Below are 21,143 nucleotides of genomic sequence, written 5' to 3'. Positions count from 1 at the left end.
GTAAGGCCCAACCATCAGGAACGTGCGCCTCCCGACGAACGTGATCAGCGGAGCTGCTAAACTCCTACCTATCAGCCCACAAGCCGTGTGCTAGAGCTCCCCCATAACGGGTCTGCAAGTATGGCATGGATGCCAAATGGTTGGCTGATATATAAACAAAACAACTTTTACAAGGTATAATGATGTTATACCTAGTGCCTGACCCTTTCCGACAATCTGCGCTTGCCAGTCATCGACCGCGATGCCACTTTTTACGTGAGCTACGCGAGGTAGTTAATCGATGCACAGGCACATACTGACGGAAGGTACAAAAATAATTCATAACGGCGCTTTAGCTGAAGTAGTAGCTTGGGTAGAAGCTGACAAGCTGCAGATAATTGACAGTTATCACAAAATCAAAATAATCAACATTTGTGAGATTCAGTGCGTAATTGATCATGCCACTCTCCAGACATCATTGAAAAACTATAGCCTTGACATTTCGGCTTTCGATGCAGAACAGCTGAGCGATGCCCAGAGAAAATATGATGTCATCACCAAGCACCTTGAAGAACCAGCCAGTCGCCCAGTTGCCGAAGCTGTGGCTCAGGACCTGGCCTGTAGTAATTCATATGCCTACACACTGATCCGTCGCTATGCGCGCGGGAGTTTTAGCTCGCTGATAAAGGAGAAGTGTGGACGGAAAGTTGGTACGCGACGCCTTGCTAGCGAAGTAGAGAACATCATCGACAGTACGATCACCGCGAGCCAAGGTCCTGGAAGCTCTATCAACGCCATATCAGAAGCAGTCAAAACAATGTGCGAGAATGCTGGCTACCCAGCGCCGAGCACTAAGACCATTGCCTTGAGAGTACGCCAGCGCTCCCCCAGTGACAATACGAAACGGTTGCATGGTGGAAAGAAATCTCGACAGGACCATCTGGTGCGCGGAGGAAAACATCTAACTAAGCGTGCGCTAGAGCTAGTTCAAATAGACCACTGCATCATTGACGTTATCGTCGTCGATTCGACCAGCCGAAAACCGATTGGACGCCCATGGCTAACGATTGCAATCGACGTCCACACCAGATCTGTCATCGGTTTTTATCTAAGCCTCCACCATCCTTCCGCGGTATCCAATGCTGCATGCTTAGTGCACTCGGTCACACCTAAACACGGCTGGCTATCAGAGCTCAATTTGCATGAAATTCAATACCCTATGTATGGGCTCCCCCAGCACATTCACGTCGACAACGGCAAGGATTTTCGCTCTGCCGCGTTCATTTCAGGATGTAAAGAATATGACATTAAATTAACGTGGCGCCCTCCTGGTTCGCCACATTATGGCGGTCACATCGAGCGATACATCGGAACCCTTATGAAATCTATGCGTGGCTTGCCGGGCGCTATCCTCGCGAGTGTCGCAGACAAGTCAAGGTACTCCAATCTGAAGTCGCCAGGAATGACATTGAGTGAAGTGCGCGACTGGATCATTGAGCAGATCGGTATTTATCACATGAAAGAGCACTCCGAACTGGGGTGCTCCCCCCTGTTTAAATGGGAGAGTGCTCACAAAAATAAAGATGGAAAAATCATCCCGCCAGCGATAGTAGGAGACTTTAGGAAATTAGCCATAGACTTCCTTCCATTCAAGCGAGGCTCAATCCAGAGAAGCGGCGTCACTATTCACGGAGTGCAATATTATGCACCGGCGCTCAAGCGCTTCAGCATTAAAACGCCTTGCATTATCAAGTTCAACCCACAGTCAATCAGTAAGATCTGGGTAAAACCAAACGGTGAAGGTAGTTATATTCAGTGCGACTACTCGGACGTCAGATTACCAGATTGCTCCCTCGCTGAACTAAAGGCTGCACGCAAGGAGCTGAGCGCCGAGAACAAATCTAGAGTGCCTGTTTCAATGATTTTCGCGGCAGTTGAAAGAAACCGCGAGAGGGTTGCAGCAGCGACACAAAAGACTGCAAAAATGAGACGCGAGCAAGAAAAACAAAAAAATGTGTTCACCGCAGATTTAAACAGGATAGTGCCAGAGCGCACACTTCGCCTGGACTATAGCCGTCAACCAAAGACTTACGACGTGGAGTGAATGTGATGGCTAGCGACTATTCGCACCTCAACACACTGTGCCAGTCCGTAATGGCGCTGCCCATCAAGGAGAGGATAGGTTTCATTCATGAAGATAAGTGGGTAAATCATAGCGCTGGAGTGAACATCCGGAATAGAATCAAATCCTCACTTTTCCTGCCCAATAACGAACAAGCAATGTGCATGATGATCGTAGGTGCCGGATGAGTTGGAAAGTCTAGTCTGCTTGATCGCGTCGTGAAAGATTGTGAATCATGGGCTCATCGACAAGGCGTACCCGCACCATACTTGCAATTGAAGTTGCCATCAGATCCGACCTTGAAAAACAATATATCCGCGCTGTGCCACCAGTGCGGGCTGTCTACCCACAGCGGAACGAAAGATGCACTGCCCAGGCCGCTGGAACTATTATTTAAGGCCCGAAAAGTCAGAATGTTGCTCGTGGATGAATTCAATCACCTGCTGGCTGTGAATCGAATCGAAGCGAGAAAGAATTTAAATTTCTTCAAGCTTATCTCTGGCCCCCCAATGTCACTCATACTGGTAGTGTTTGGCACACATGATGCTATGCACGCTATAAGAATGGACATTCAGCTCTCCAGTCGCTTTCAGGTTTTTGAACTGGAGCAGTGGAGGCCAGACGAGGAATTTCGATCATTTCTGGCCAGCTACGAAAAATGCATCCCCCTCATGCATCCATCCAATTTGGCGTCCAAAGAGATAGTTGATTACTTTGTTAATCAGCTAGAGCCAACAACACGTAATATCGTCAATCGACTCAAATGGGCTGCAATGACGGCCATTCTTGAAGGTTCCGAGCGCATTAGTATTGATGTGCTTAAAAGATCTGATTTCCTCCCTGACCTGAGCTCAGTGTATGAGCAGTAACCACTTATTTGCAGGCATGCACCGACCTTACTCTGATGAGGTCTTCAGTTCGTGGCTTAATCGAGGCATAAAACGAGGCCTTCCAAAGTTCCTTGAGACGGCAGCAATATTGGCTCATTACGGGATTACTGATCCAGATAGCACCAAGCATGCCCAAGTGTGCATCTTGTCCTCTCAGATCCTGGGCTGCACACCTAGCGCGATCCAGAGCCTACTGCCAACCCCCGCTTTGTGGCTTCCGCCCGTCACTCAGAGACGAAAATACTGTATTTCATGCATGGCTGAAGATCTGGCTCAAGGGCGCCATCCAGCTTACAGAAGATCTTGGCTCCATCGATGGTCCGTTGGGTGCCCTGTGCACTTACATCCGTTGTCGATGATCCATCAGTTTACTGAGGACACTAATGAAACTTTAAGCCATGCTGTTTTTGTTGCTCTATCAGGCGACTCGCCTTGGTATAAATTTAGCTATCAAGACATCTTGGCTGCTTCTTTACGGCGTCCGGAACTTGGCTGCTTTCTGACTGCGCTACACTTTCAGCTTTGGCTGGCAAACGCCCTTAAACATTCGACAGTTTATCTGCCTGCCGGAAAGCCAATAAAAGCCAACCACCTCTTACAGATAATTGATGCCACCGCAATAACTTTGGTCAAGGGGTTTTGCGACACGGACCTTGCCCTCGTATCTTTTACGCCACACGACACCAGCAGTGAAGCCGATCACCGCAACGCTGCTAGATTAGCACCTAGCGATATTGCGCGGTTTGACCCTTTGCATACCTCAAGATTACTCGCTACACTTGGGGCATTCCTAGGTATCCCTTCTTGCTTATCAATGTGGCACATACTTAGCAGGAATTATCGGTATAGTCCATCATCCCTCATAAGCTTTTTTCCTGATATAGAAGCACAAATAACTAATGAGATCATCAAAAAATTATGTGCTTATAAAAACCCTTACGTTGATCTCGTGGAGGGTTGGCTTAGTAGCGTAGGGACCCACCGACTCCATCCCGCGCCCTTTTGTTTTATTCGATAACGTCCCTAAAGGTTTGCGACTGCTAACCGCCCCGTTTGGAGAATCCTCGCATGGCAAACCCAATCGACCCCAATGACTTGGAGCACTCAATTCTTCCTGAAAACGTCTTCTTCGCTCAGCGGGCTTTAAAGCAATATTTTTTACACTTTTTCGGCGACAGTCGCACGACGATGTCTAACTGCCTTAAGTACCTTGCACGCGACATTGGCTACGACGACTCACGACTGGAAAGAGTACCTTGGCAAAGTCTGGACGCCCCCAGCATTATTTCATTAGTCAGTGAGTGGCAAAAAAAATACTCTACAGCCACTATAGAGCTGAGGCTGATTGCAGTACGAAAAATAATTCGATGCTGTATGAATCAAGGCCTCATCCCTGACAAACAGTACCGCGAAGTAGATGCGCTTCGATTTGAATTTGAACAATTGAGACATTATCGTGGCGTCTATGTCAACTCCGACACCATTGTAAATTTAATGCGCAGCTGTCTGAACGATGAACGTTACATCCTCGCACTTAGAGATTGCGCCATGGTAGCTTTGCTTTTCGGAGCGGGTTTACGTCGAGCAGAGGCTAGCGCAGTTAGGCGTCATGATGTGAATTTGAAAAATACATCGCTGCAAATATTCAACAAAGGAAAGCCAACCTCCCGTCGACTTCTACTCAACTGGGCACACGAGCCATTGATTAACTGGCTGGAGGAGTCAGGCAACCATATCGACTGTGGCGATTGTATTCTCCAACGTGTCAGCAAGAGCGGGAGAGTACTGGGAAATCTTACGGCGGATGGTTTGTATAGCGCACTAAGGTCAAGGTGCTTAGAAGCGGGCATCTGTCCCTTGGGGCCTCACGACGCAAGGCGAACATTCGCTATGGATTTTTCACACAAATATGGCTTAAGCGCCGCTCAAATTGCACTCGGGCATAAAAGTATTACTTCGACGTTAAAGTACGACCAATCGGGAGATGAGGGGTCTGAATGGGCTGAGTTTTAGCTAAAGCGATTCCTGGATAATCCCATGGTTCGATATGATTGAAAACAATCCGATCAAAGTAGGCACATCATGCGATTTCGCATACTCACTGGTCGACTCAAAACCCTCCACGACTAACTCTGACGATAGGCAGATTAGGGGGCCTTCGACAGGCCTTAGCCTTGAAGATGTAAAGAATAATTTCGTGCATTTCTCGCATAAAAAGAAGAAAATCTGACCTTTATCCCAGCTTGGTGTTTTGTTTTTTTCAAAAAAGCCATGCAAAGCAATCGCTTAACATTTATTTTTTTTAAGGTAGGCTGACAGCCTGAGCAAAATCAGCAATCTGAGCCAGCCGTTCATTAGTACCTTGTACGCCGACCGGTTCATCAACTGGATCGCCCACAACTGCATCCGTTGAATTCCCAACGGCAATACAACACATGCATCTAGGGCTTGGATTGGCGCGGGCAGATTCTTGAATTCTTCGGGGTAACGCTGACGACTCATGGCACCTCCTATTTGGGCCTCAATATGAGGCTTGGAGGTGCCTAGGAAACCCGTGGCGATTCAGACTGAAACTTTTTCAGATATCCGAGGCTCAGCGCACCAAATAAGCGTATGAAATGAGAAAAGCCACCCAAGCCGCAGTGGCAAAAGTGGCCTTTTTCCTATCAACATGCCCCACTGTCGGGCATCAAGTTTGCCCCCAGCACACCGGCAATCGCACAGCGTTCATCGTTGTCGGAGCTGTCACCGCTGATACCGATAGCGCCGATCACTTCCCCTGCCCCGTTACGCACCAGCACCCCGCCGGGCACCGGAACCATATTGCCGCCGGCCAGGGCACTCAATGCATTGAAGAAGGCAGGAAGCGCTGCAGCACGACGGGCAAGTTCGCGGCCGCCAAAGCCCATGCCCAGCACTGATGCGGCCTTGCCCGACGCGATTTGCGGTCGCAGCAGGCTGGCGCGCTCGTCGCGTTTGAGCGCCAGCAGGTGACCGCCGGCATCCAGTACCGCAACACAAAGTGGCTGCAAGGCTAACCGCCGGCCCTCTGCCAGCGCAGTGTCGACCATCTGCGACGCCAGTTCCAGGGTGAGCTTATTCATGCCGGCCTACCTCTTGCTCAGGTTCAGGTGCGCTGCGCTTGCCCATTTCCACGGCCCGTTGCCGGGTGTGAAGTTCGGCCCATTTCACCGTGTTGAAGTCACTGACCTTGTAGGGATCGTAGCCCGGTACCTGGGCCTCCACGCGATGCCCGCCGAGGTACACGTCACGTATGCGCTCGCGCTCCTGAAGAATCGAGACGTTCTGCAGGGGGGAGCCATCAACGCAGATAAAGTCGGCGCGACGGCCCACTTCGATGGCGCCCACCTGCTGCGACACGGGCATCATCCGCGCGGCAACCGAGGTTGCCGCGCGCAGTGCCTGGGCAGGGCTGAAACCCAACCAGTCGACAAAAATCTCGATTTCACGGGCGTGCCATTCACCGTAGGGAGTGATGGCGAAACCGCTGTCACTGCCGGTCATGAACGGCACACCGGCTTCCCGGGCGCGGCGCAAGTTGCGACAACCCACCTCGATCACACGGCGCTGCATCGCAGCGTAACCACAGCGGGTCGAAGGCTCGTAATCCTCGGCAAATTCGACGTTGTTGGCGAGCATGGTGAAGGTCGGAGCGAGGTGACTACCCGATTCGAGTATTGCCTCGATGCAGGCATCGTCCAGGAAAAAACCGTGGAAGATTACGTCCACCCCCGCCTTCGCCGCATACAGCACCGCTTCGCGGCCATAGGCATGCACGGCGACCTTTTTTCCAAGGCGGTGGATCTCCTCGACCATGGCGCGGGTCTCGTCCTGAGTGAACGCAGCGATATGTTCCCCGTTGGGGCGCATGTGCGGGCCGTCCATAGCGATCTTGATCAGGTCCACGCCGTCCTTGGCCTGGCGACGGATTTCCGCAATCTGCTCGTCGCGGGTAGCGCACAGGCGGCCAGAGAAATACTCAGGCGTACCGACCCAACTGGGGAACCAATCGTTCAGGCTCTGCCGGTTGGCGATTACATTGCTGCTGGCGGCAATGCGTGGGCCAGTGAACATACCGGCATTGATAGCGTTGCGTACGGCAATGCTGCAATGCCCGGCGTCACCCGGCACCACCACCGAGGTGTAGCCGGCGGCCAGTACATGCTGGGTAAAAAACAGACCGCGCAGGGCGCGAAATTCCGGCGAGACGTGCAGGTCGATGTCTTCCTCACTTTTGGCGTTGCCGAATACCAGATGGGTGTGGACATCCACCAGGCCGGGCATGACGAAGTGTCCGCCAGTGTCAATCACGCGTTCGCCAGGCAATGGCTGAGGAGCGGTCTGGCGAGGGCCGACATGGGTGAACACACCCTTTTCGATGATCAGCACCTGGTCGTGTCGAGCCTGGTCCTCAAGGCCAGTAAAGAGGGTTTGGCAGTGAACGTGGCGTCTGGGCATGGCGGTCTGTCCTGTTGTTGTCGTGCCAATACGGTATTGGGCAGCCAATGCCTGAGGAAGTGAAGTTTGCTGCTAGCCGGCCATGACAGAAATTGATAGCCGTCGTGGTCAGCCCGCCACCTCCGCCAACAACTGGCGCAGCCAGACCAGCGCCGGGTCACTGTCCTGGTAGGCGTGCCATTGCATCACCTGCAGAGTGGCGGGAATGGCGAGTGGTGGTGGCAGCAGGCGCAGAGGAAAGCGCTGCGCGTAGAGGTGCGCCAGGCGACTGTGCAGGGTCGATAGGCAGGGGCCGCCAACGATGAATTCCGGTATCAACGCAAACTGGTCCACAGCCACAGCCACCCGCCGCGTCAGCCCCTGGCTTGCGATAAATTCCGCTTCCATGCTGCCCTGGGCGCCTGCGCCGGTCTCGCGGACCACATGTGGCGCTGCCAAGTAATGCTCCAGCGTGAGGCCGTCCATCAGGGCGCAGTTATCCCTGCAGGCAATGACGCTGAAGCTGTCTTCGAACAACGGTTGTTGCGGATGACGCGCCGAGCCATGGGCAAGCGGCAGGATCACCAGGTCGCAGTGCCGGTGCTCCAGGGCCTCATCCACCAGGCTGCCCGGCTCGGCACCGCGCAGCGGCACCAGCGTGAGAAGTTGCAAGCCGACCTGGGGCGCAAGGCTGGCCAACCGTCGCATTAGCGCCGGCATGAGCACCGCGATCACATAATCCGACGCAATGATGCGGAATTTGCGGCGCGCCGCTCCCGGGTCGAAGCTTGCATTGGCGAAGGCAATGCCCCGCGCGTTTTCCAGTACTTGGTCGATACGTGGGTGCATTGACTGCATCAGCGCCGTGGGCAGCATGGCGCCGCCCACGAGGACAAACAGCGGATCGTTAAAATGCTCCCGCAGGCGACCCAGGGCCGCGCTGACCGCTGACTGGGTCAGGTGCAGGCGCACCGCGGCACGCGTGACGTGCTGCTCGACAAACAAAGCGTCCAGCACCACCAGCAGGTTCAGGTCTAGTCCATGGAAGCGCACGCAATAGCCTCATCGTTTGCCCGAGGGCCACCCTCCTCCAGCCATACGTTTCCCGAAACGTCGACCTTTACCCTCAGTGCTTGCAGCGACTGGCCCTGACAGGGGCCGAGCACGCAGAAGCCGTTGTCGGGCTGAAACAGCGCACCATGAGCAAAGCAGACGATGTGCCGGCCATCGCCAGACATGAAGCGGTCCTTGCGGTACTGCATGGCCACATCCAGGTGCGGGCACAGGTTTCGATAGACACGCACCTGGCCACGCCAGCGCAACGCAAGCACGGTGTCACGCCCCTGGGCCCAGGGGTCGAACCCACGTGCTAGGCCTTCCTGCAACTGGTCGTCGCGGCAAAGCAATGTCAAATCCTGGGACACAGAGACCTCGATAACTCAGGGGGTGAACGCGTAAACACCGGAATAGCCGCCACGGCTAGCAGTTTCAGATCGGTTCGGCGGTCAGCTTGAGCATCGCCTTGGTCAGCCCGATGCGATCGAACGTCGCGTCACGGGCCATTTCCCTCTCCCCGGCCATGATCGAGTTCTCGCTGATGTACTTGCAGCGCTCAAAGCGGCGCGTCATGAAACGCTCAAGCCGCTCCTCCACCGAGCCGCTGCCGCACAGCTCCAGGCTCAGAACCAGCGCGTCCTCGATTGCCATCCCGGCGCCCTGCCCCAGATGCGGCGTGGTTGCATGAGCCGCGTCGCCAATCAGCAGCACACGGCCTTTGAACCAAGGTTCGTTGACGAACACCACTTCCATGGGTTTGTAGACCACCTGGCTGCTGTCGGTAATCTGCTCGCGCAGCTCGCCCACTAGGCCTGCGATCTTACTGATGCGGTCACGCATCAGTTCGGCCAACTGTGCCGGCTCATAGCGGGGGTTACCCGGCTCGTGGGAGGTGGAGAACATGTACATCAGGTCGTCGGACAGCGGTACCAGGCCGGCGTTGCCCTCAGCACCGACATAGCTCGCCAGATGATCAATGGAAGGATGTCGAGGAAAGTTGTAGCGCCACACGGCCTGCCCGGTGAAACGCGGCTTGTAGGTGTCGCCAAAGAGCATGCCGCGAATCTTCGAATAAACGCCGTCGGCCCCCACAACCAAGTCGTAGCGAGCAGCGCTGCCATCGGTGAAGCTCACATCTACGCCGGCCGCGTCTTGTTGGAAGGAATCTACCGACAAGCCAAGTCGTACCTGGGTGCCAAGGTCGATCGCAGTGGTGCTCAGCACCTGGTGCAGAGACAGGCGCGAGATACCGACGTTGGCGGGATACTCCGGGCCGGCCAGGCGCTGGCCTGGGATGCGTACCAGGGCATTGCCCTGCAGATCGTAGATGCCAACATCCTCGAAGGCATAGGCCGCTTCGAGGTAGCCTTCGAGCACGCCGAGGCGGGCCATCTCTCGCACCACGTTGCTCTGCTGAATGATGCCGACACCATAGACGGTCCACTCGGACTTGATTTCCACCAGGTCCACCGCGATGCCCTGGCGGCGCAATGCGATGGCCGCGCAGAGGCCACCAATCCCGCCGCCGACTACGAGTACCTTGCTGATATCGCTGCTCATGGATGAATCCTTGTTCTTGTTGTGGGAGCGCAGGGTCGATCGCGAGCGTGACAACCCGAGCATTAACAGTGTTTTGACCGGGACCACGCCAGCGCGGCTGGGTAGCACAACAACAGAGGGGCCCTTAGGAGCACAGGCTAGGAAGGCAGGAACAATTTGACTAATCGTTAGTCGGGATGCAGGGTATCGCGAAAATAAATACAACAAGAGATGCCCGTGATGCGCTTTAAACACCTGGATTTGAACCTCCTGGTGGCGCTGGATGTACTGCTCGAAGAGCAGAACATCACCCGTGCCGCCGCCCGCCTGCACATGACCCAATCGGCCACCAGCGGTGTGCTCGGACGCCTGCGGACCTACTTCGAAGATGACCTGCTAGTGCAGGTGGGCCGCAAGATGATGCCCACCCCACTGGCAAAGGAACTGGCATTACCGGTTCGCGACGTACTGCTGAAAATCCAGACCTCCATCACCGCCAAACCGGTGCACGACATCTCCGAGAGTAAACGTCACTTCCGCATCATGGCCTCGGACTACCTGATCAGCGTGCTGTTCGCCGAGGCGATTCGCGAGATCAACCACGAAGCCCCGAACATCACCTTCGAACTCATCAGCCCCGGCCAGACCGCCATGGAAATGCTCATGCGTGGCGAAGTGGACCTGATGATCGCGCCAGAGCACTTCATCGTGAAGGAGCACCCCTCACAGCTCTTGTTCGACGAACAGCACGTCTGCGTGGTGTGCGCCGAGAACCACAGCATCGGCGAGCGCCTGACACTGGAACGCTACCTTGAGCTGGGGCATGTCGGCGTCGCCTTCGGGCGCAGCCGTACGCCCGGCATAGAGGAGTGGTTCATGAGCCAGTACGGCTGCAAACGCCGCGTGGAAGTCATCACCCACGACTTCAATACCTTGGCGCAACTGGTCATTGGTACCCAACGCATCGCCACCATGCACAGCCGCCTGGCACGGCTTTATGCACGCAACCTGCCGCTGCGCATCCTGCCGCCGCCGGTGGAGCTGCCGGCCATGCAGGAATACATGAGTTGGCACCGCAGCCTGGACCGTGACCCCATGCTGCGCTGGCTGCGCGAAAAGCTGACGGAGATGGTCAGCCGCCCAGAGTCTGCCGTTACCGCTTGAGCCCCTCGGCATTCGGGGTCCCGCTACGGCCCCATCCCGGATGCGCCAACCAATCGATACTGGCGATGCGTGCCCTCAGCGTTCGCCATGCCTGCCGTCACGGCGGCACGCCAGGTATCTCGCAATCCGATAGCTGGCATCCGAACAAGCGATTTGTCCAATCCTTTGACCCATGCGAGCTTGCGCAAGCTGCCTCAAGGGGCGGCCGACGCCCGCGTCACTGCTTGATGCGGGAGCGTTCACACCGGGTTGCCCGACTTGAGCCCTGCCGATCTGCGAACAGCGCCTCGGGCGATAGCCCTCGCTATGCAGGGTCGATTGCGGCCAGGACCAGAAGAAGGAAAAACAACAATATGTTCCGCTATTTCCCCACCAACTACGTTTGGAACCTCTCGGTAAACCTCGCTATCGAGATGGGCGCGCGCATCGGTGAAATCGTCGAAATGTGCGAACCGCTTCAGGAAGCCGCCAAGCAACCTGACGCCGACGGAACCCGCGCCTTTCGAGAAGCCTGGTCGAAGACGGCCGACAAACTCTGCGACCTGGCCCGCGAGGACGAAGAGAAAGGCCGCCTGCTTTCGGCCGGCGAAAAGTACAACCGTGCCGCAACCTACTACCTCACAGGTGAACGCCTGCAAGCTCACGGCGCCCCAGGTCGCATGGAGCTTTACCAACGCTTCCTCGACACCTTCGCCCGCGGCATCGCGCTCTCCGGCGAGAACTGCGAGCGGGTCGAGATCCCCTATGAGGGCAAAGTCATTTCCGGGCTATTCATCCGTGCCGAAGGCGTACAGGGGCCGGCGCCTCTACTGCTGCAACTCAACGGCCTGGATTCCACGAAAGAAATGAAATACCGGGTTGGCCTACCGGCCTGGCTCGCCAAGCGGGGCGTGTCATCGCTAGTGATCGACCAGCCGGGCACCGGCGAAGCGCTGCGCCTGCACGACCTGAAAGCCCGTTATGACGCCGAGCATTGGGGCAGCCGCGTGTTCGACTGGCTGGAAACCCATGCGGATGTGGACCCCAAGCGCATCGGCTGCGAAGGCGTGTCGCTGGGCGGCTACTACTGCCCGCGTGTGGTGGCTTTCGAGCCGCGCTTTGCCTGTGGCGTGGTGTGGGGCGCCAACCACGACTGGCGCGACGTGCAAAAGCGCCGCCTGGAACGCGAAGGCAGCTTCCCGGTGCCGCATTACTGGGAGCACGTGCGCTGGGTCTGGGGCGGTAAGAACATCGACGAATTCATGACCATCGCCGAAAACGTCCACCTGGACGGCGTCGTGGAGCGGATCAAGGTGCCGTTCCTGGTCACCCATGGCGAGCAGGACTCACAGATCCCGCTCAAATGGGCCCACCGCACCTACGAACAACTGGTCAATAGCCCCAAGCGCGAACTGAAGATCTTCACCCCGCGCGAAGGCGGTGTGCAGCACTCCAGCTTCGATAACTCCATTAACGCCGGCCAGTACATCGCCGACTGGGTCGCCGAAAACCTCGGTGGTCGTACCGCCTGATAGACAAGAAGAGAAACCGACCATGAAGATCATCGGACCTGATTACCTTGTGTTCGGCGTCGACAACGTCGACGCCTGCGTGCAATACCTCACCGACTACGGTTTGAAGCCGGGCAAGCTGGACGAAGCCGGCGGCTACCTTGAGGCCCTGGACGGCACAGGCATTGAAATTCGCCACCGCGACGACCCACGCCTGCCCAAGGCCATGGAGACTGCGAACACCCTGCGCGAAACTGTTTACGGCGTAGCCGACGAAGCCACCCTGCAGGCCATCGAGGCCGAACTTTCCAAGGACCGCACCGTTGTGCGTGGGGAGGACGGCGTTTTGCGCGTGGTGGACGACATGGGCTTCGCCCTGGGTTTTCGCATCACCCTGCGCCGCCCGTTGGTGATGCCCGGCGAAATAAGCAACGCCCCCGGCGCACAGTTGGGCCGCGCCATCAACTCGCTGGGCGCCAGCGACGACATGCCGGCTTTGCCACGCAGCCTGTCGCATGTGGTCTATTTCGTGCCTGACCAGGCCAAGGCAGAAGCGTTCTACACCCGCCTGGGCTTTGTCTGCACCGACCGCTTCGTCGACACCGGCCCCTTCCTGCGCCCGGCTGGCACCCAGGACCACCACACCCTGTTCCTGATCCAGACGCCGCCGTTCATGAAAGGTATCGAACACTTTACCTTCCACATGGGTGGCCCAACCGAGGTGATGATTGCCGGTACCCGCTTCGTCGAGAAAGGCTATGAGTCGTTCTGGGGGCCAGGGCGTCACCAGCTGGGGTCCAACTGGTTCTGGTACTTCAACAGCCCCATGGGCTGCCACGTGGAATACGACGCCGACATGGACCTGCATGACGAGCGCTGGACCGCGCGGGTTGCAGCGCCCGGTGCCGATAACTCGCAGTACTTCCTCTTCCACTACCAGGAAAAATGGGCCCCTGGCGGCCCGCCACCCAAACATTGAGGGTGGGTGGTTCCACGAACGCTGACACGCCGTGAGCGGGTCGCCCCCATACCCTGGGGCGACCCGCTCTTCGTTTCCCGGCAAACCGGTTGGCGAGGGGTCATTCAGACTGCTTGTACTACCCTACCACTCCGAGTGGGTCAAGGTTGTTGGCGGGATACGGCGAATGGTGCGAAAGCCCACATGAGAGGTCGCCAGGTCCGCATCCTGGCGCTCACGTGCCGCCGTGCGATAGCGGGCGCAATAGGACGCGGCGCAAAGGTAGGAGCCACCCTTGATGACCTGGGGACGCGACCGTGCAAGCGCGCTACGCAATTGGCTCGGATCGCCATTGGCGTGACTGATCAGCGGCCCCCATTGGGCATCTGCCGTCCATTCCCAAACGTTGCCGATCATGTCGAACAGCCCAGCGGCGTTGGTGGCAAAACAGCCCACTGGGGCAACGCCAGCGAAACCGTCCTCGGCTGCGTCATGCACGGGGAACACGCCCTGCCAGTAATTTGCGGCGGGCTGGCCGTTGCTGTCGCGTGGTTCCTCGCCGAGACGTTGCGAGGGGTCAACGCCGCGCGCTGCATATTCCCACTCGGCCTCGCTGGGAAGGTCGTTGCCGCGCCACTGTGCGTAGGCCTGGGCGTCCGCCAGGGTGACCAAGGTCACTGGGTATTGGTCCAGGTTGGCCAACGGCCCGTCCGGGCCCGATGGGTGGCGCCAGTCAGCACCCCTTACGTAACGCCACCAAGGCAACGCCGACCCGTCGCTGGCCGTGTCCAGCGGTACGTGGAACAACGCGGCGCCACCGGAGCGCTCAGCCTCGGTGATGTAATGGGTAGCCTCGACAAAGGCGCCGAACTGCGCGCGGGTAACTTCGGTGCGATCGATCCAGAAGTCGCCCACGTGCACAGCGGCGAACGGTCGCTCATCCGGGTAACCCCCATCAGTGCCGGGGGTGAAGCGCCCACCGCTGACGCGGACCATCCCGGCCAGCGGGTCGTTGCCCCAACCCGCCGGCAAGCCACCGTAGGCCTCGCAGCCGGCGACATTGCCCAAGGGCAGGCTGGTGGGCGGCCGCGCAGCTACCGTCGCCAGGGCCAGCACACTCAAGCAACCGACGACGAAGAGCTGGCGCCTCATGGGGCCTTGGCCAGAGGCGGTGCGACCACTCCGACCCGGCGGGCGTAGTCCTGCCAGGCCTGCTGCAAGCGTTGCGTCGTTTCCGGCTGGCTGGCGGAGAGGTCGTGCTGCTCGCCGCGATCGTGCGACAAGTCGAACAACTGCCAACGCAACGGTGGCTGGGGCTGGCCCGGCATGCTCCAGGGCACCAGGCCAAGGAGTTTCAGGTTACCTTCACGGTAATAGCGGCTGCCAAACAGCTCACCGGCCATTACCGGCTCAGCCCGGCCTTTGCCTTCGAGCATCGGCAGCATGGAGCGGCCGGTGATGGGATGCTTAGGCTGGCCTTGGTACTGGTCACCCGGGTCCGGCAGACCCGCCAGGGCGAGGAAGGTCGGCGCTAGGTCATCCACCCGTGCCACACCACGTTCCAGCCCCTGACGACGCAGGCTGGCCGGCAATTGTACGATGGCCGGCACGCTGATACCGCCTTCGGCGGTGCTGCCCTTGAACAGCCGCAGTGGCGCCGCGCTCACCTCTGCCCAGCGCAGCCCGTAGTCGATCTGCGACCCGCGTCGGCCGAGATTCTCCAGGCGGTTGTCGGTATTCGGCGCCGCGGGGTAGTACTGCTCGTGGCGTTCGCCAGCGGGGCCGTTGTCGGACATGAAAACGATCAAGGTATTGTCCATCTGGCCGCTGGTCTGCAGGTATTCCAGCAGGCGACCGACGTTGTGGTCGAGGTTGTCCACCATCGCGGCGTAGATCTCCATCTTGCGCGCCTCGATGCGCTTGCGCTGGGGGTCCAGTTGGTCCCAGCCAGGCAACTGCGGGGTGACCGGGAGCGGCGCGGCGCTCTGGAAGTCGGCAGGCAGCAGGCCTTTTTCTTTCATGCGCTCGATTCGCGCCTGGCGAACCGCGTCGTAGCCGCCGTCGTAGCGACCGCGGTATTTATCCAGGTAAGCCTGCGGTGCTTGCAACGGCCAGTGTGGCGAGGTGTAAGCCGCATACGCGAAGAAGGGTTTGCCACTGCCCTGCCCCGCCTTCAGGTACGCCAGCAACTTGTCGGTATAGAAGTCCGTGGAATAAAAGTCATCCGGAAGCTCCACTGGCTTGCCATTCTCGCGGTAAGAGAGTTGTTCGATCTTCGCGGTCGAGCCAGGGGCGGGCTTGAAGTGCACCCCACCCCCTTCGAGCAGGGTGAAAGACTGCTCGAAGCCACGACGGTCCGGGCCCTGCTCCGGGGCCAGGCCCAAGTGCCACTTTCCGACCATGGCGGTACGGTAACCACCATCGCGCAACAGGCCGGCGATGGAGTGCGCCTGTTGGTTGAGGTAGCCCTCATAGCCTGGCTTGCCTCGCTGGAATGGCTGCATCCCTTCGGCCATGGTACCCAGCCCGGCCAGGTGGTTGTCGGTGCCGGACATCAGCATGGATCGGGTCGGCGAACAGGTCGGCGCAGCGTACATGCTGGTCAGTTGCAGACCACTGGCCGCCAGGTGATCGAGGCTCGGTGTGGCGATTTCACCACCGAAGGCGCCGAGGTCGGAGTAGCCCAGGTCATCGGCCACGATCAGCAATATATTGGGGCGCTCGGCCGCATCAGCGAGCACTGGCGCAAGGCACGCTAAGGCCGCCAACAGTACGCGTAATCGCATGGGGAGTTGCTCCTGTTCTTATTCTTCGAAGATGGCCACGGCGCGGACGAAGCCGGCCGAGGCATGCTTGATCTTGTAAGGGAAGCAAGACACCAAAAAGCCGCTGGCCGGCAGGCTATCAAGGTTGGCCAGTTTCTCCATCTGGCCGTAGCCGATGTCGCGCCCAGCCTTGTGGCCTTCCCAGATGATCGACGCATCGCCACTCTCGGCGAAGCGTTCGCGGGTGTACTTGAAGGGTGCGTCCCAGCTCCAAGCGTCGGTACCCACGACCCGCACGCCGCGCTCCAGCAGGTAGAGGGTGGCTTCACGGCCCATGCCGACGCCTGCTTCCAGATACCCCGGCTCGCCGAACAGGCTGCCGGCACGGGTGTTCACCAGCACGATGTCCAGCGGTTGCAGCTCATGGCCGATACGCGAAAGCTCAGCGTGCACCTCGGCGCCAGTCACCACATGGCCATCGGGCAGGTGGCGAAAGTCCAGCTTCACTCCCGCTTGCAGGCACCACTCCAGCGGCAGTTCATCGATACCGAACGCGGGCTTGCCGCCGTCGGTGGTAGAGGCGTAGTGCCAAGGCGCATCCATGTGGGTGCCGCTGTGGGTGGTGATCGATAGGCGCTCTGCTGCCCACGACTCGTGCCCCGGCATCTGGTCCAAGGACAGGCCAGGGAACATCGCGGCCATTTCTGGCCAACCCTGCTGGTGGTCCATGTAGTCGATCTTGGGCAGCAGCGGCGGCGGGTCGGTGTAGGGGTTGTTGTCCAGTGTTACCGAGAGATCGACGAGGCGGCGTTTACGGGCAAGGGTCATGGCAGCAGGTCTCAAAGGGTTTGTAATGACGCGCGCGCATGGCGCGGGCGTTGGCTCAGGCTAAGGGCGTTACGCACCAGGGTTTGGGCAGAGCCATCGTGATGAAATCCCAGGGCTCGCGATTGCGGGGTACGCAAAGGCGGATAGCGGCCGAACAGGGCCTCCAGGTCCACGTTCGGCTGGTAGCTCACCAAGGCCCGACGGTCGTCGCCGAAGGCCTCGGCCAGAGCCTCGACCACTTGGTCCATGGCCAGGTGCAGCACTGGCAACTGCCACACCCGCTGAGGGCCGGGGTTTTGCAGTTCGGCGGCATGCAGCAGGTTGTCGACGCAGCAACGCGCCGACATCCACCAGGCGGTGGCCTGCGGCGATACCGGGCAGCAATAGTTTTCTCCAGCGGCAAGGGCGTGCATCAGGTCGCTCATGAAGGCCGAACGCAAGCCGTTCGGCTCGCGGGGCCTTGCGACGATGCCCGGTAGCCGCAATGCGCGGCCATCTACCTCGCCACGGCGGGCGAGGTCATTGAGCTGGGTTTCCACCATGACCTTGTGCGCGCCATAAGACAGCGCCGGACGCGGCATCCACTGCTCGTCCATGCGTGCCGGTAGTTGCGCACCGTACACGGCCACGCTGCTGGCGTAGACCAGCACCGGTGGCCGCGCAGCGTTGCGCAACTGGTCGAGCAGTTCCAGGGTCGCCAGCAGGTTCACCTGCCGGCCCAATGCATAGTGCTCCTCGGCTGCGCCGCCGGGGACGCTCACCAGATGGAACACGACATCCACGCCATCGGCCAGGGCGCGGCGTAACAGGGTCGGTTCTGCGATACTGCCGGCGAGCAAGCGCAGGCGCGGGTCGGAAGGAAAACCCTCCAGTTGCCGATCCAGTAACACCAGCGCTTCCAACGGCTGGCCGCGCAGTTGGCCCTTGTCCAGCAGTCGTTGCACCAGCAAGCGTCCAAGGAAACCGGCAGCTCCGGTAATCATCACGCGCATGGCGGGGCTGCCTGGACTACCTGCTGGTCGATGGCACCAAACAACGGCGAACCATCCGTGTTGCGCGCCTCCATGCGAATGCGGTGACCGAATTGCAGAAAGCCGGTGCGCGGCGCACCGTGTTCAATCATTTCAATGGCGCGGCGCTCGGAAATACACGCCGATCCCACGCTGCGGTCGGCATTGGAAACGGTGCCAGAGCCAATCACGCTGCCGGCGCCAAGGCGACGGGTCAGTGCGGCATGGGCGATCAACTGATGGAAGCCGAAGTGCATGGCGCCGCCATGCGGGTGGCCAAACCACTGGCCGTTCCACTCCACGTTCAGCGGCAGGTGCACGCGACCGTCGCGCCAGGCACCTCCCAACTCGTCTGGGGTAACGGCCACCGGGGCGAAGCTGGAGGAGGATTTGGCCTGGACGAAGCCGAAGCCGGTCTTCATCTCCCGTGGTGCCAACGCCCGCAGGCTGACGTCGTTGACCTGCAGTACCAGGCGAATATGCTTCAGTGCCTGTTCGGCCGTGCAGCCCATGGGCACCTCGTCCACCAGCACAGCGAACTCGCCTTCGAAGTCGATGCCGTGGGCCTCGCTGGGCAGTGCAATGTCTTGCTGCGGGCCAAGGAAGTCGTCGCCAGCACCCTGGTACATCAGCGGCGTGGACTCTACGCCTTCGATGGGCGCAAGGTTGAACGCTCGCTGCATCAGCTCGCCGTGGCTGAGGAAGCAAGAGCCGTCCAGCCATTGCCAGGCGCGCGGCAGCGGCGCCATCACGCGGTTGGGTTCGAAGTCGAAGGCACCGGCGAGTTCACCTTTGTTAAGGGCATCATAGCGGCCGCGCAAGTCGGCCTCCACGTTCGGCCAGTCATCCACGGCCGCTTGCAACGTGGGGGCGATATCGGCGGCGTCCACCGCACGGCTCAAGTCACAGGAAACCAGTAGCAGGCGGCCGTCGCGGCTGCCGTCGTCGAGTGTGGCAAGCTTCATTGCAGCATCTCCTTGAGTTCGGGGGCGTAGCGGCCGTCAAGCAGGATGAAGACCATCCGCGCCATGTTCTCGGTGCGGTTGCTCCAGGCATGGTTGGTGCCACGCTGGACCACGATGTCGCCGCGCTTGAGGTGGACTTCCTCGCCGTCGAGCACCAGCCACACCTCACCCTCGGTGACGAGGCCGTAGTCGAGGGTTTCGGTGCGGTGCATGAGCTTATGTCTGGAGTCCGCCTTGCCAGTGCCTGCATGGGCTTGGCCGATCTCGGCGAAGGCCGCGGCGGCATCCTCGGCGCTAACTTGGTTCTGCACGCTGTCTGGCGGGATATCCACCACACGGATAACACTGCCCTGGGCACCCGGGGAAAGTTGCAGGGGCTTGTCGGTTGGGTCGGCGCCATTGTCCAGCAGCGCCGGGCTGACGCTGCTGTTCCAGACCTCATAGAACAGGGTGCCGGGCACCGCCTTGAGCGGGAAGTTGTTGGGCGTAGCGCCTGCCAGGGTGACCACGGCGCGGCCCTCATTGTCGTGGCCGGTGACCACGCGCTGGAATGGGGGAAGTGCTTGCATGAAAACTCCTTTCAATCAATTGCCGTCACGAGGGGCATGGCTACCTCTAGATGTGATCAGGCGTGGTGGTAGCGCCAGCGCCGCGCGAACGGAAACACTTCGCCAGCACCACGCAGGCGAGCGCCAGCAGCAACTGGGCGACAGCCACCACGGTCAGGGCGCCAGGCAATTGGGCGACCACGCCGCCATTAAGGCCCAGCACCACCAGAGGGCTGATGAACTCGCCGGCGAATAGGGCCGCGGTGAAGCCTCCGGTGGCGCGGCCGCGCTGGGTGAAATCGACCTGCCTCATCACCCCGGTGATCAGGGTCGGCAGCATCAATCCGATGCCCAGGCCATTGATCAGCACCGCAACCACCACCAGCGCTGGGTTGTCGGTGGTGGCCATCAGCAGCCCACCGCCCCCGGCTGTGGCGAAAGCCAGCAGCAGCAGGTGTTGCCGGCGCTGGGCGTTGAGCAGGCGGAAGCTCAGTGCACCGGCCAGCACGCCGAGCTGGTTGGCGCCCATCGTCATGCCGATCTGCTGGGGCGAATCGACGTGCAGCAAGGTGAGCAGGAAGCCGGCTTGCACCGGCACGATGAATAGGCTGATGCCCGCCAGTACGGTGAGCAGGTACAACGGCAAGAGCCTGCGCCACGGGAAGTCCTCAGCCTTGCCAGACAACGCCGCGGCTTCAGCGACCTTCGGCTCCCAGAGCAGCATTGCCATCAGCGGCAGGAGCAACAGGCCGGCGCCGTACAGCACGAAAGGCAGACGCCAGTCGTTTTGCCCAAGTGCGCCGCCCAAGGCGATGAACACTGCCGCCGAAAGCGAAGTGGCGACCATCTGCAGGGCGAACAAGCGCTCGCGCCGCCCGCCCTGGTAGTAGTCACCCATCAGCGTCGTGCAGCAGGTCATGATGCCAGCCTCCGCCAGGCCCAGGCCTGCACGGCTGATGACGATACCCAGCAGCGACTCAAGCCACAGCGGCAGCAGCCCGCAGAGGCTGTAAAGCATCATCGAGGCCAGCAACAGCGGCTTGCGCCCCAGACGGTCGGCGATGACACCGGCAAACGGCGCCAGCAGCGCGATAACTAACGCCGGAATGGTCAGGCTGATAGGCACCAGCACTTCGGCGCCGGGTGTATCGGCAAAATGCGCCTGCATGCGCGGCAGTACCGGTGCCAGCAGCACCGCGCCCAGCACCGGCAAACAGCTGCCAAACAGTAGCAACAAGGATTGCGGCAAACCCGCCTGGCGCTCAGTGCTCATTGCAGTGCGCCTCCATGGCCGTCTGTAGGCCGCGCGGCAGTGCGAGCCAGAGGGTTTGCAAAGTCTCGATCAGTGGTGTCATACCCATGTGCTCTTGT

The 21,143-nt window shown here is 59.3% G+C and carries 19 protein-coding genes and 1 pseudogene; 7 read left to right on the top strand and 13 right to left on the bottom strand.

Features of this window, described 5'->3' with window-relative positions; all coding sequences use genetic code 11:
* The first annotated feature begins 280 nt into the window (after positions 1-280).
* From AC5PZ0_RS11495 to AC5PZ0_RS11480, 4 genes and pseudogenes are all read left to right on the top strand, one after another.
* Positions 281-2,083 carry a transposase gene (locus AC5PZ0_RS11495; RefSeq protein ID WP_493854975.1) on the top strand — a complete coding sequence of 601 codons (1,803 nt, stop codon included), beginning with the start codon at positions 281-283 and terminating at the stop codon, positions 2,081-2,083.
* A gap of 218 nt (positions 2,084-2,301) precedes the next feature.
* A pseudogene (locus tag AC5PZ0_RS11490) lies at positions 2,302-2,970 on the top strand (TniB family NTP-binding protein); the annotation flags it as partial.
* Positions 2,960-4,009 (top strand): TniQ family protein, encoded by a 1,050-nt coding sequence (locus AC5PZ0_RS11485; protein ID WP_493854974.1) that lies wholly within the window; start codon positions 2,960-2,962, stop codon positions 4,007-4,009. The pseudogene AC5PZ0_RS11490 and the gene AC5PZ0_RS11485, both read left to right, overlap by 11 nt.
* Before the next feature lie 50 nt (positions 4,010-4,059).
* Positions 4,060-5,004 (top strand): tyrosine-type recombinase/integrase, encoded by a 945-nt coding sequence (locus AC5PZ0_RS11480; RefSeq protein ID WP_493854973.1) that lies wholly within the window; start codon positions 4,060-4,062, stop codon positions 5,002-5,004.
* Between the two features lie 273 nt (positions 5,005-5,277).
* Here the strand turns inward: AC5PZ0_RS11480 and AC5PZ0_RS11475 are convergent, their stop codons facing one another.
* The 6 genes from AC5PZ0_RS11475 to AC5PZ0_RS11450 form a co-directional block, all read right to left on the bottom strand.
* Positions 5,278-5,493: a hypothetical protein gene (locus tag AC5PZ0_RS11475; RefSeq protein ID WP_493854972.1), complete on the bottom strand. Its 216-nt coding sequence runs from the start codon at positions 5,491-5,493 to the stop codon at positions 5,278-5,280.
* A gap of 164 nt (positions 5,494-5,657) precedes the next feature.
* Positions 5,658-6,095 (bottom strand): GlcG/HbpS family heme-binding protein, encoded by a 438-nt coding sequence (locus AC5PZ0_RS11470; protein WP_493854971.1) that lies wholly within the window; start codon positions 6,093-6,095, stop codon positions 5,658-5,660.
* Positions 6,088-7,470: a metal-dependent hydrolase family protein gene (locus AC5PZ0_RS11465; protein ID WP_493854970.1), complete on the bottom strand. Its 1,383-nt coding sequence runs from the start codon at positions 7,468-7,470 to the stop codon at positions 6,088-6,090. Before AC5PZ0_RS11465 ends, AC5PZ0_RS11470 begins: the two co-directional genes overlap by 8 nt.
* A 108-nt stretch (positions 7,471-7,578) precedes the next feature.
* The gene (locus AC5PZ0_RS11460) at positions 7,579-8,502 is read right to left on the bottom strand and encodes a LysR family transcriptional regulator (protein ID WP_493854969.1); all 924 of its coding nucleotides are present in this window, start codon (positions 8,500-8,502) and stop codon (positions 7,579-7,581) included.
* Complete coding sequence (locus AC5PZ0_RS11455; protein ID WP_265967590.1) at positions 8,484-8,873, bottom strand: Rieske (2Fe-2S) protein; 390 nt, start codon at positions 8,871-8,873, stop codon at positions 8,484-8,486. The genes AC5PZ0_RS11460 and AC5PZ0_RS11455 overlap by 19 nt, the downstream gene beginning before the upstream one ends.
* Positions 8,874-8,937: 64 nt before the next feature.
* A complete protein-coding gene (locus AC5PZ0_RS11450; RefSeq protein WP_412764930.1) occupies positions 8,938-10,065 on the bottom strand; it encodes an FAD-dependent oxidoreductase in 1,128 nt (375 codons plus the stop codon).
* Positions 10,066-10,284: 219 nt separating this feature from the next.
* Here AC5PZ0_RS11450 and AC5PZ0_RS11445 point away from each other — a divergent pair, with 219 nt between their 5' ends.
* From AC5PZ0_RS11445 to AC5PZ0_RS11435, 3 genes are all read left to right on the top strand, one after another.
* Positions 10,285-11,208, top strand: a complete 924-nt coding sequence (locus AC5PZ0_RS11445; protein WP_027593285.1) for a LysR family transcriptional regulator — start codon at positions 10,285-10,287, stop codon at positions 11,206-11,208.
* A gap of 353 nt (positions 11,209-11,561) precedes the next feature.
* The gene (locus AC5PZ0_RS11440; RefSeq protein ID WP_493854968.1) at positions 11,562-12,719 is read left to right on the top strand and encodes an alpha/beta hydrolase family protein; all 1,158 of its coding nucleotides are present in this window, start codon (positions 11,562-11,564) and stop codon (positions 12,717-12,719) included.
* Between the two features lie 22 nt (positions 12,720-12,741).
* Complete coding sequence (locus AC5PZ0_RS11435; RefSeq protein ID WP_027593287.1) at positions 12,742-13,677, top strand: VOC family protein; 936 nt, start codon at positions 12,742-12,744, stop codon at positions 13,675-13,677.
* A gap of 123 nt (positions 13,678-13,800) precedes the next feature.
* On the opposite strand, the gene AC5PZ0_RS11430 is transcribed toward AC5PZ0_RS11435, so the two are convergent.
* Genes AC5PZ0_RS11430 through AC5PZ0_RS11400 form a run of 7 tightly spaced genes read right to left on the bottom strand, consistent with a single transcriptional unit; the run spans position 13,801 to position 21,045 of the window.
* Entirely contained in the window at positions 13,801-14,808 is a 1,008-nt protein-coding gene (locus AC5PZ0_RS11430) for a formylglycine-generating enzyme family protein (RefSeq protein WP_493854967.1), read from the bottom strand.
* Entirely contained in the window at positions 14,805-16,442 is a 1,638-nt protein-coding gene (locus tag AC5PZ0_RS11425) for an arylsulfatase (protein WP_493854966.1), read from the bottom strand. Before AC5PZ0_RS11425 ends, AC5PZ0_RS11430 begins: the two co-directional genes overlap by 4 nt.
* 18 nt (positions 16,443-16,460) lie before the next feature.
* Positions 16,461-17,249: a cyclase family protein gene (locus AC5PZ0_RS11420; RefSeq protein WP_027593289.1), complete on the bottom strand. Its 789-nt coding sequence runs from the start codon at positions 17,247-17,249 to the stop codon at positions 16,461-16,463.
* Positions 17,250-17,260: 11 nt separating this feature from the next.
* Positions 17,261-18,241 (bottom strand): NAD-dependent epimerase/dehydratase family protein, encoded by a 981-nt coding sequence (locus AC5PZ0_RS11415; protein WP_493854965.1) that lies wholly within the window; start codon positions 18,239-18,241, stop codon positions 17,261-17,263.
* Positions 18,232-19,224: a fumarylacetoacetate hydrolase family protein gene (locus AC5PZ0_RS11410; RefSeq protein ID WP_265967596.1), complete on the bottom strand. Its 993-nt coding sequence runs from the start codon at positions 19,222-19,224 to the stop codon at positions 18,232-18,234. The genes AC5PZ0_RS11415 and AC5PZ0_RS11410 overlap by 10 nt, the downstream gene beginning before the upstream one ends.
* Positions 19,221-19,793, bottom strand: a complete 573-nt coding sequence (locus AC5PZ0_RS11405) for a cupin domain-containing protein (protein WP_274885308.1) — start codon at positions 19,791-19,793, stop codon at positions 19,221-19,223. The genes AC5PZ0_RS11410 and AC5PZ0_RS11405 overlap by 4 nt, the downstream gene beginning before the upstream one ends.
* A gap of 46 nt (positions 19,794-19,839) precedes the next feature.
* A complete protein-coding gene (locus AC5PZ0_RS11400) occupies positions 19,840-21,045 on the bottom strand; it encodes an MFS transporter (protein ID WP_099429312.1) in 1,206 nt (401 codons plus the stop codon).
* Between the last annotated feature and the right edge of the window lie 98 nt (positions 21,046-21,143).

The organism is Pseudomonas sp. 5.2, from assembly GCF_059025405.1.
The sequence above is the reverse complement of the archived record's forward strand: the minus strand, read 5'-3'. Positions and strand labels throughout refer to the sequence as shown.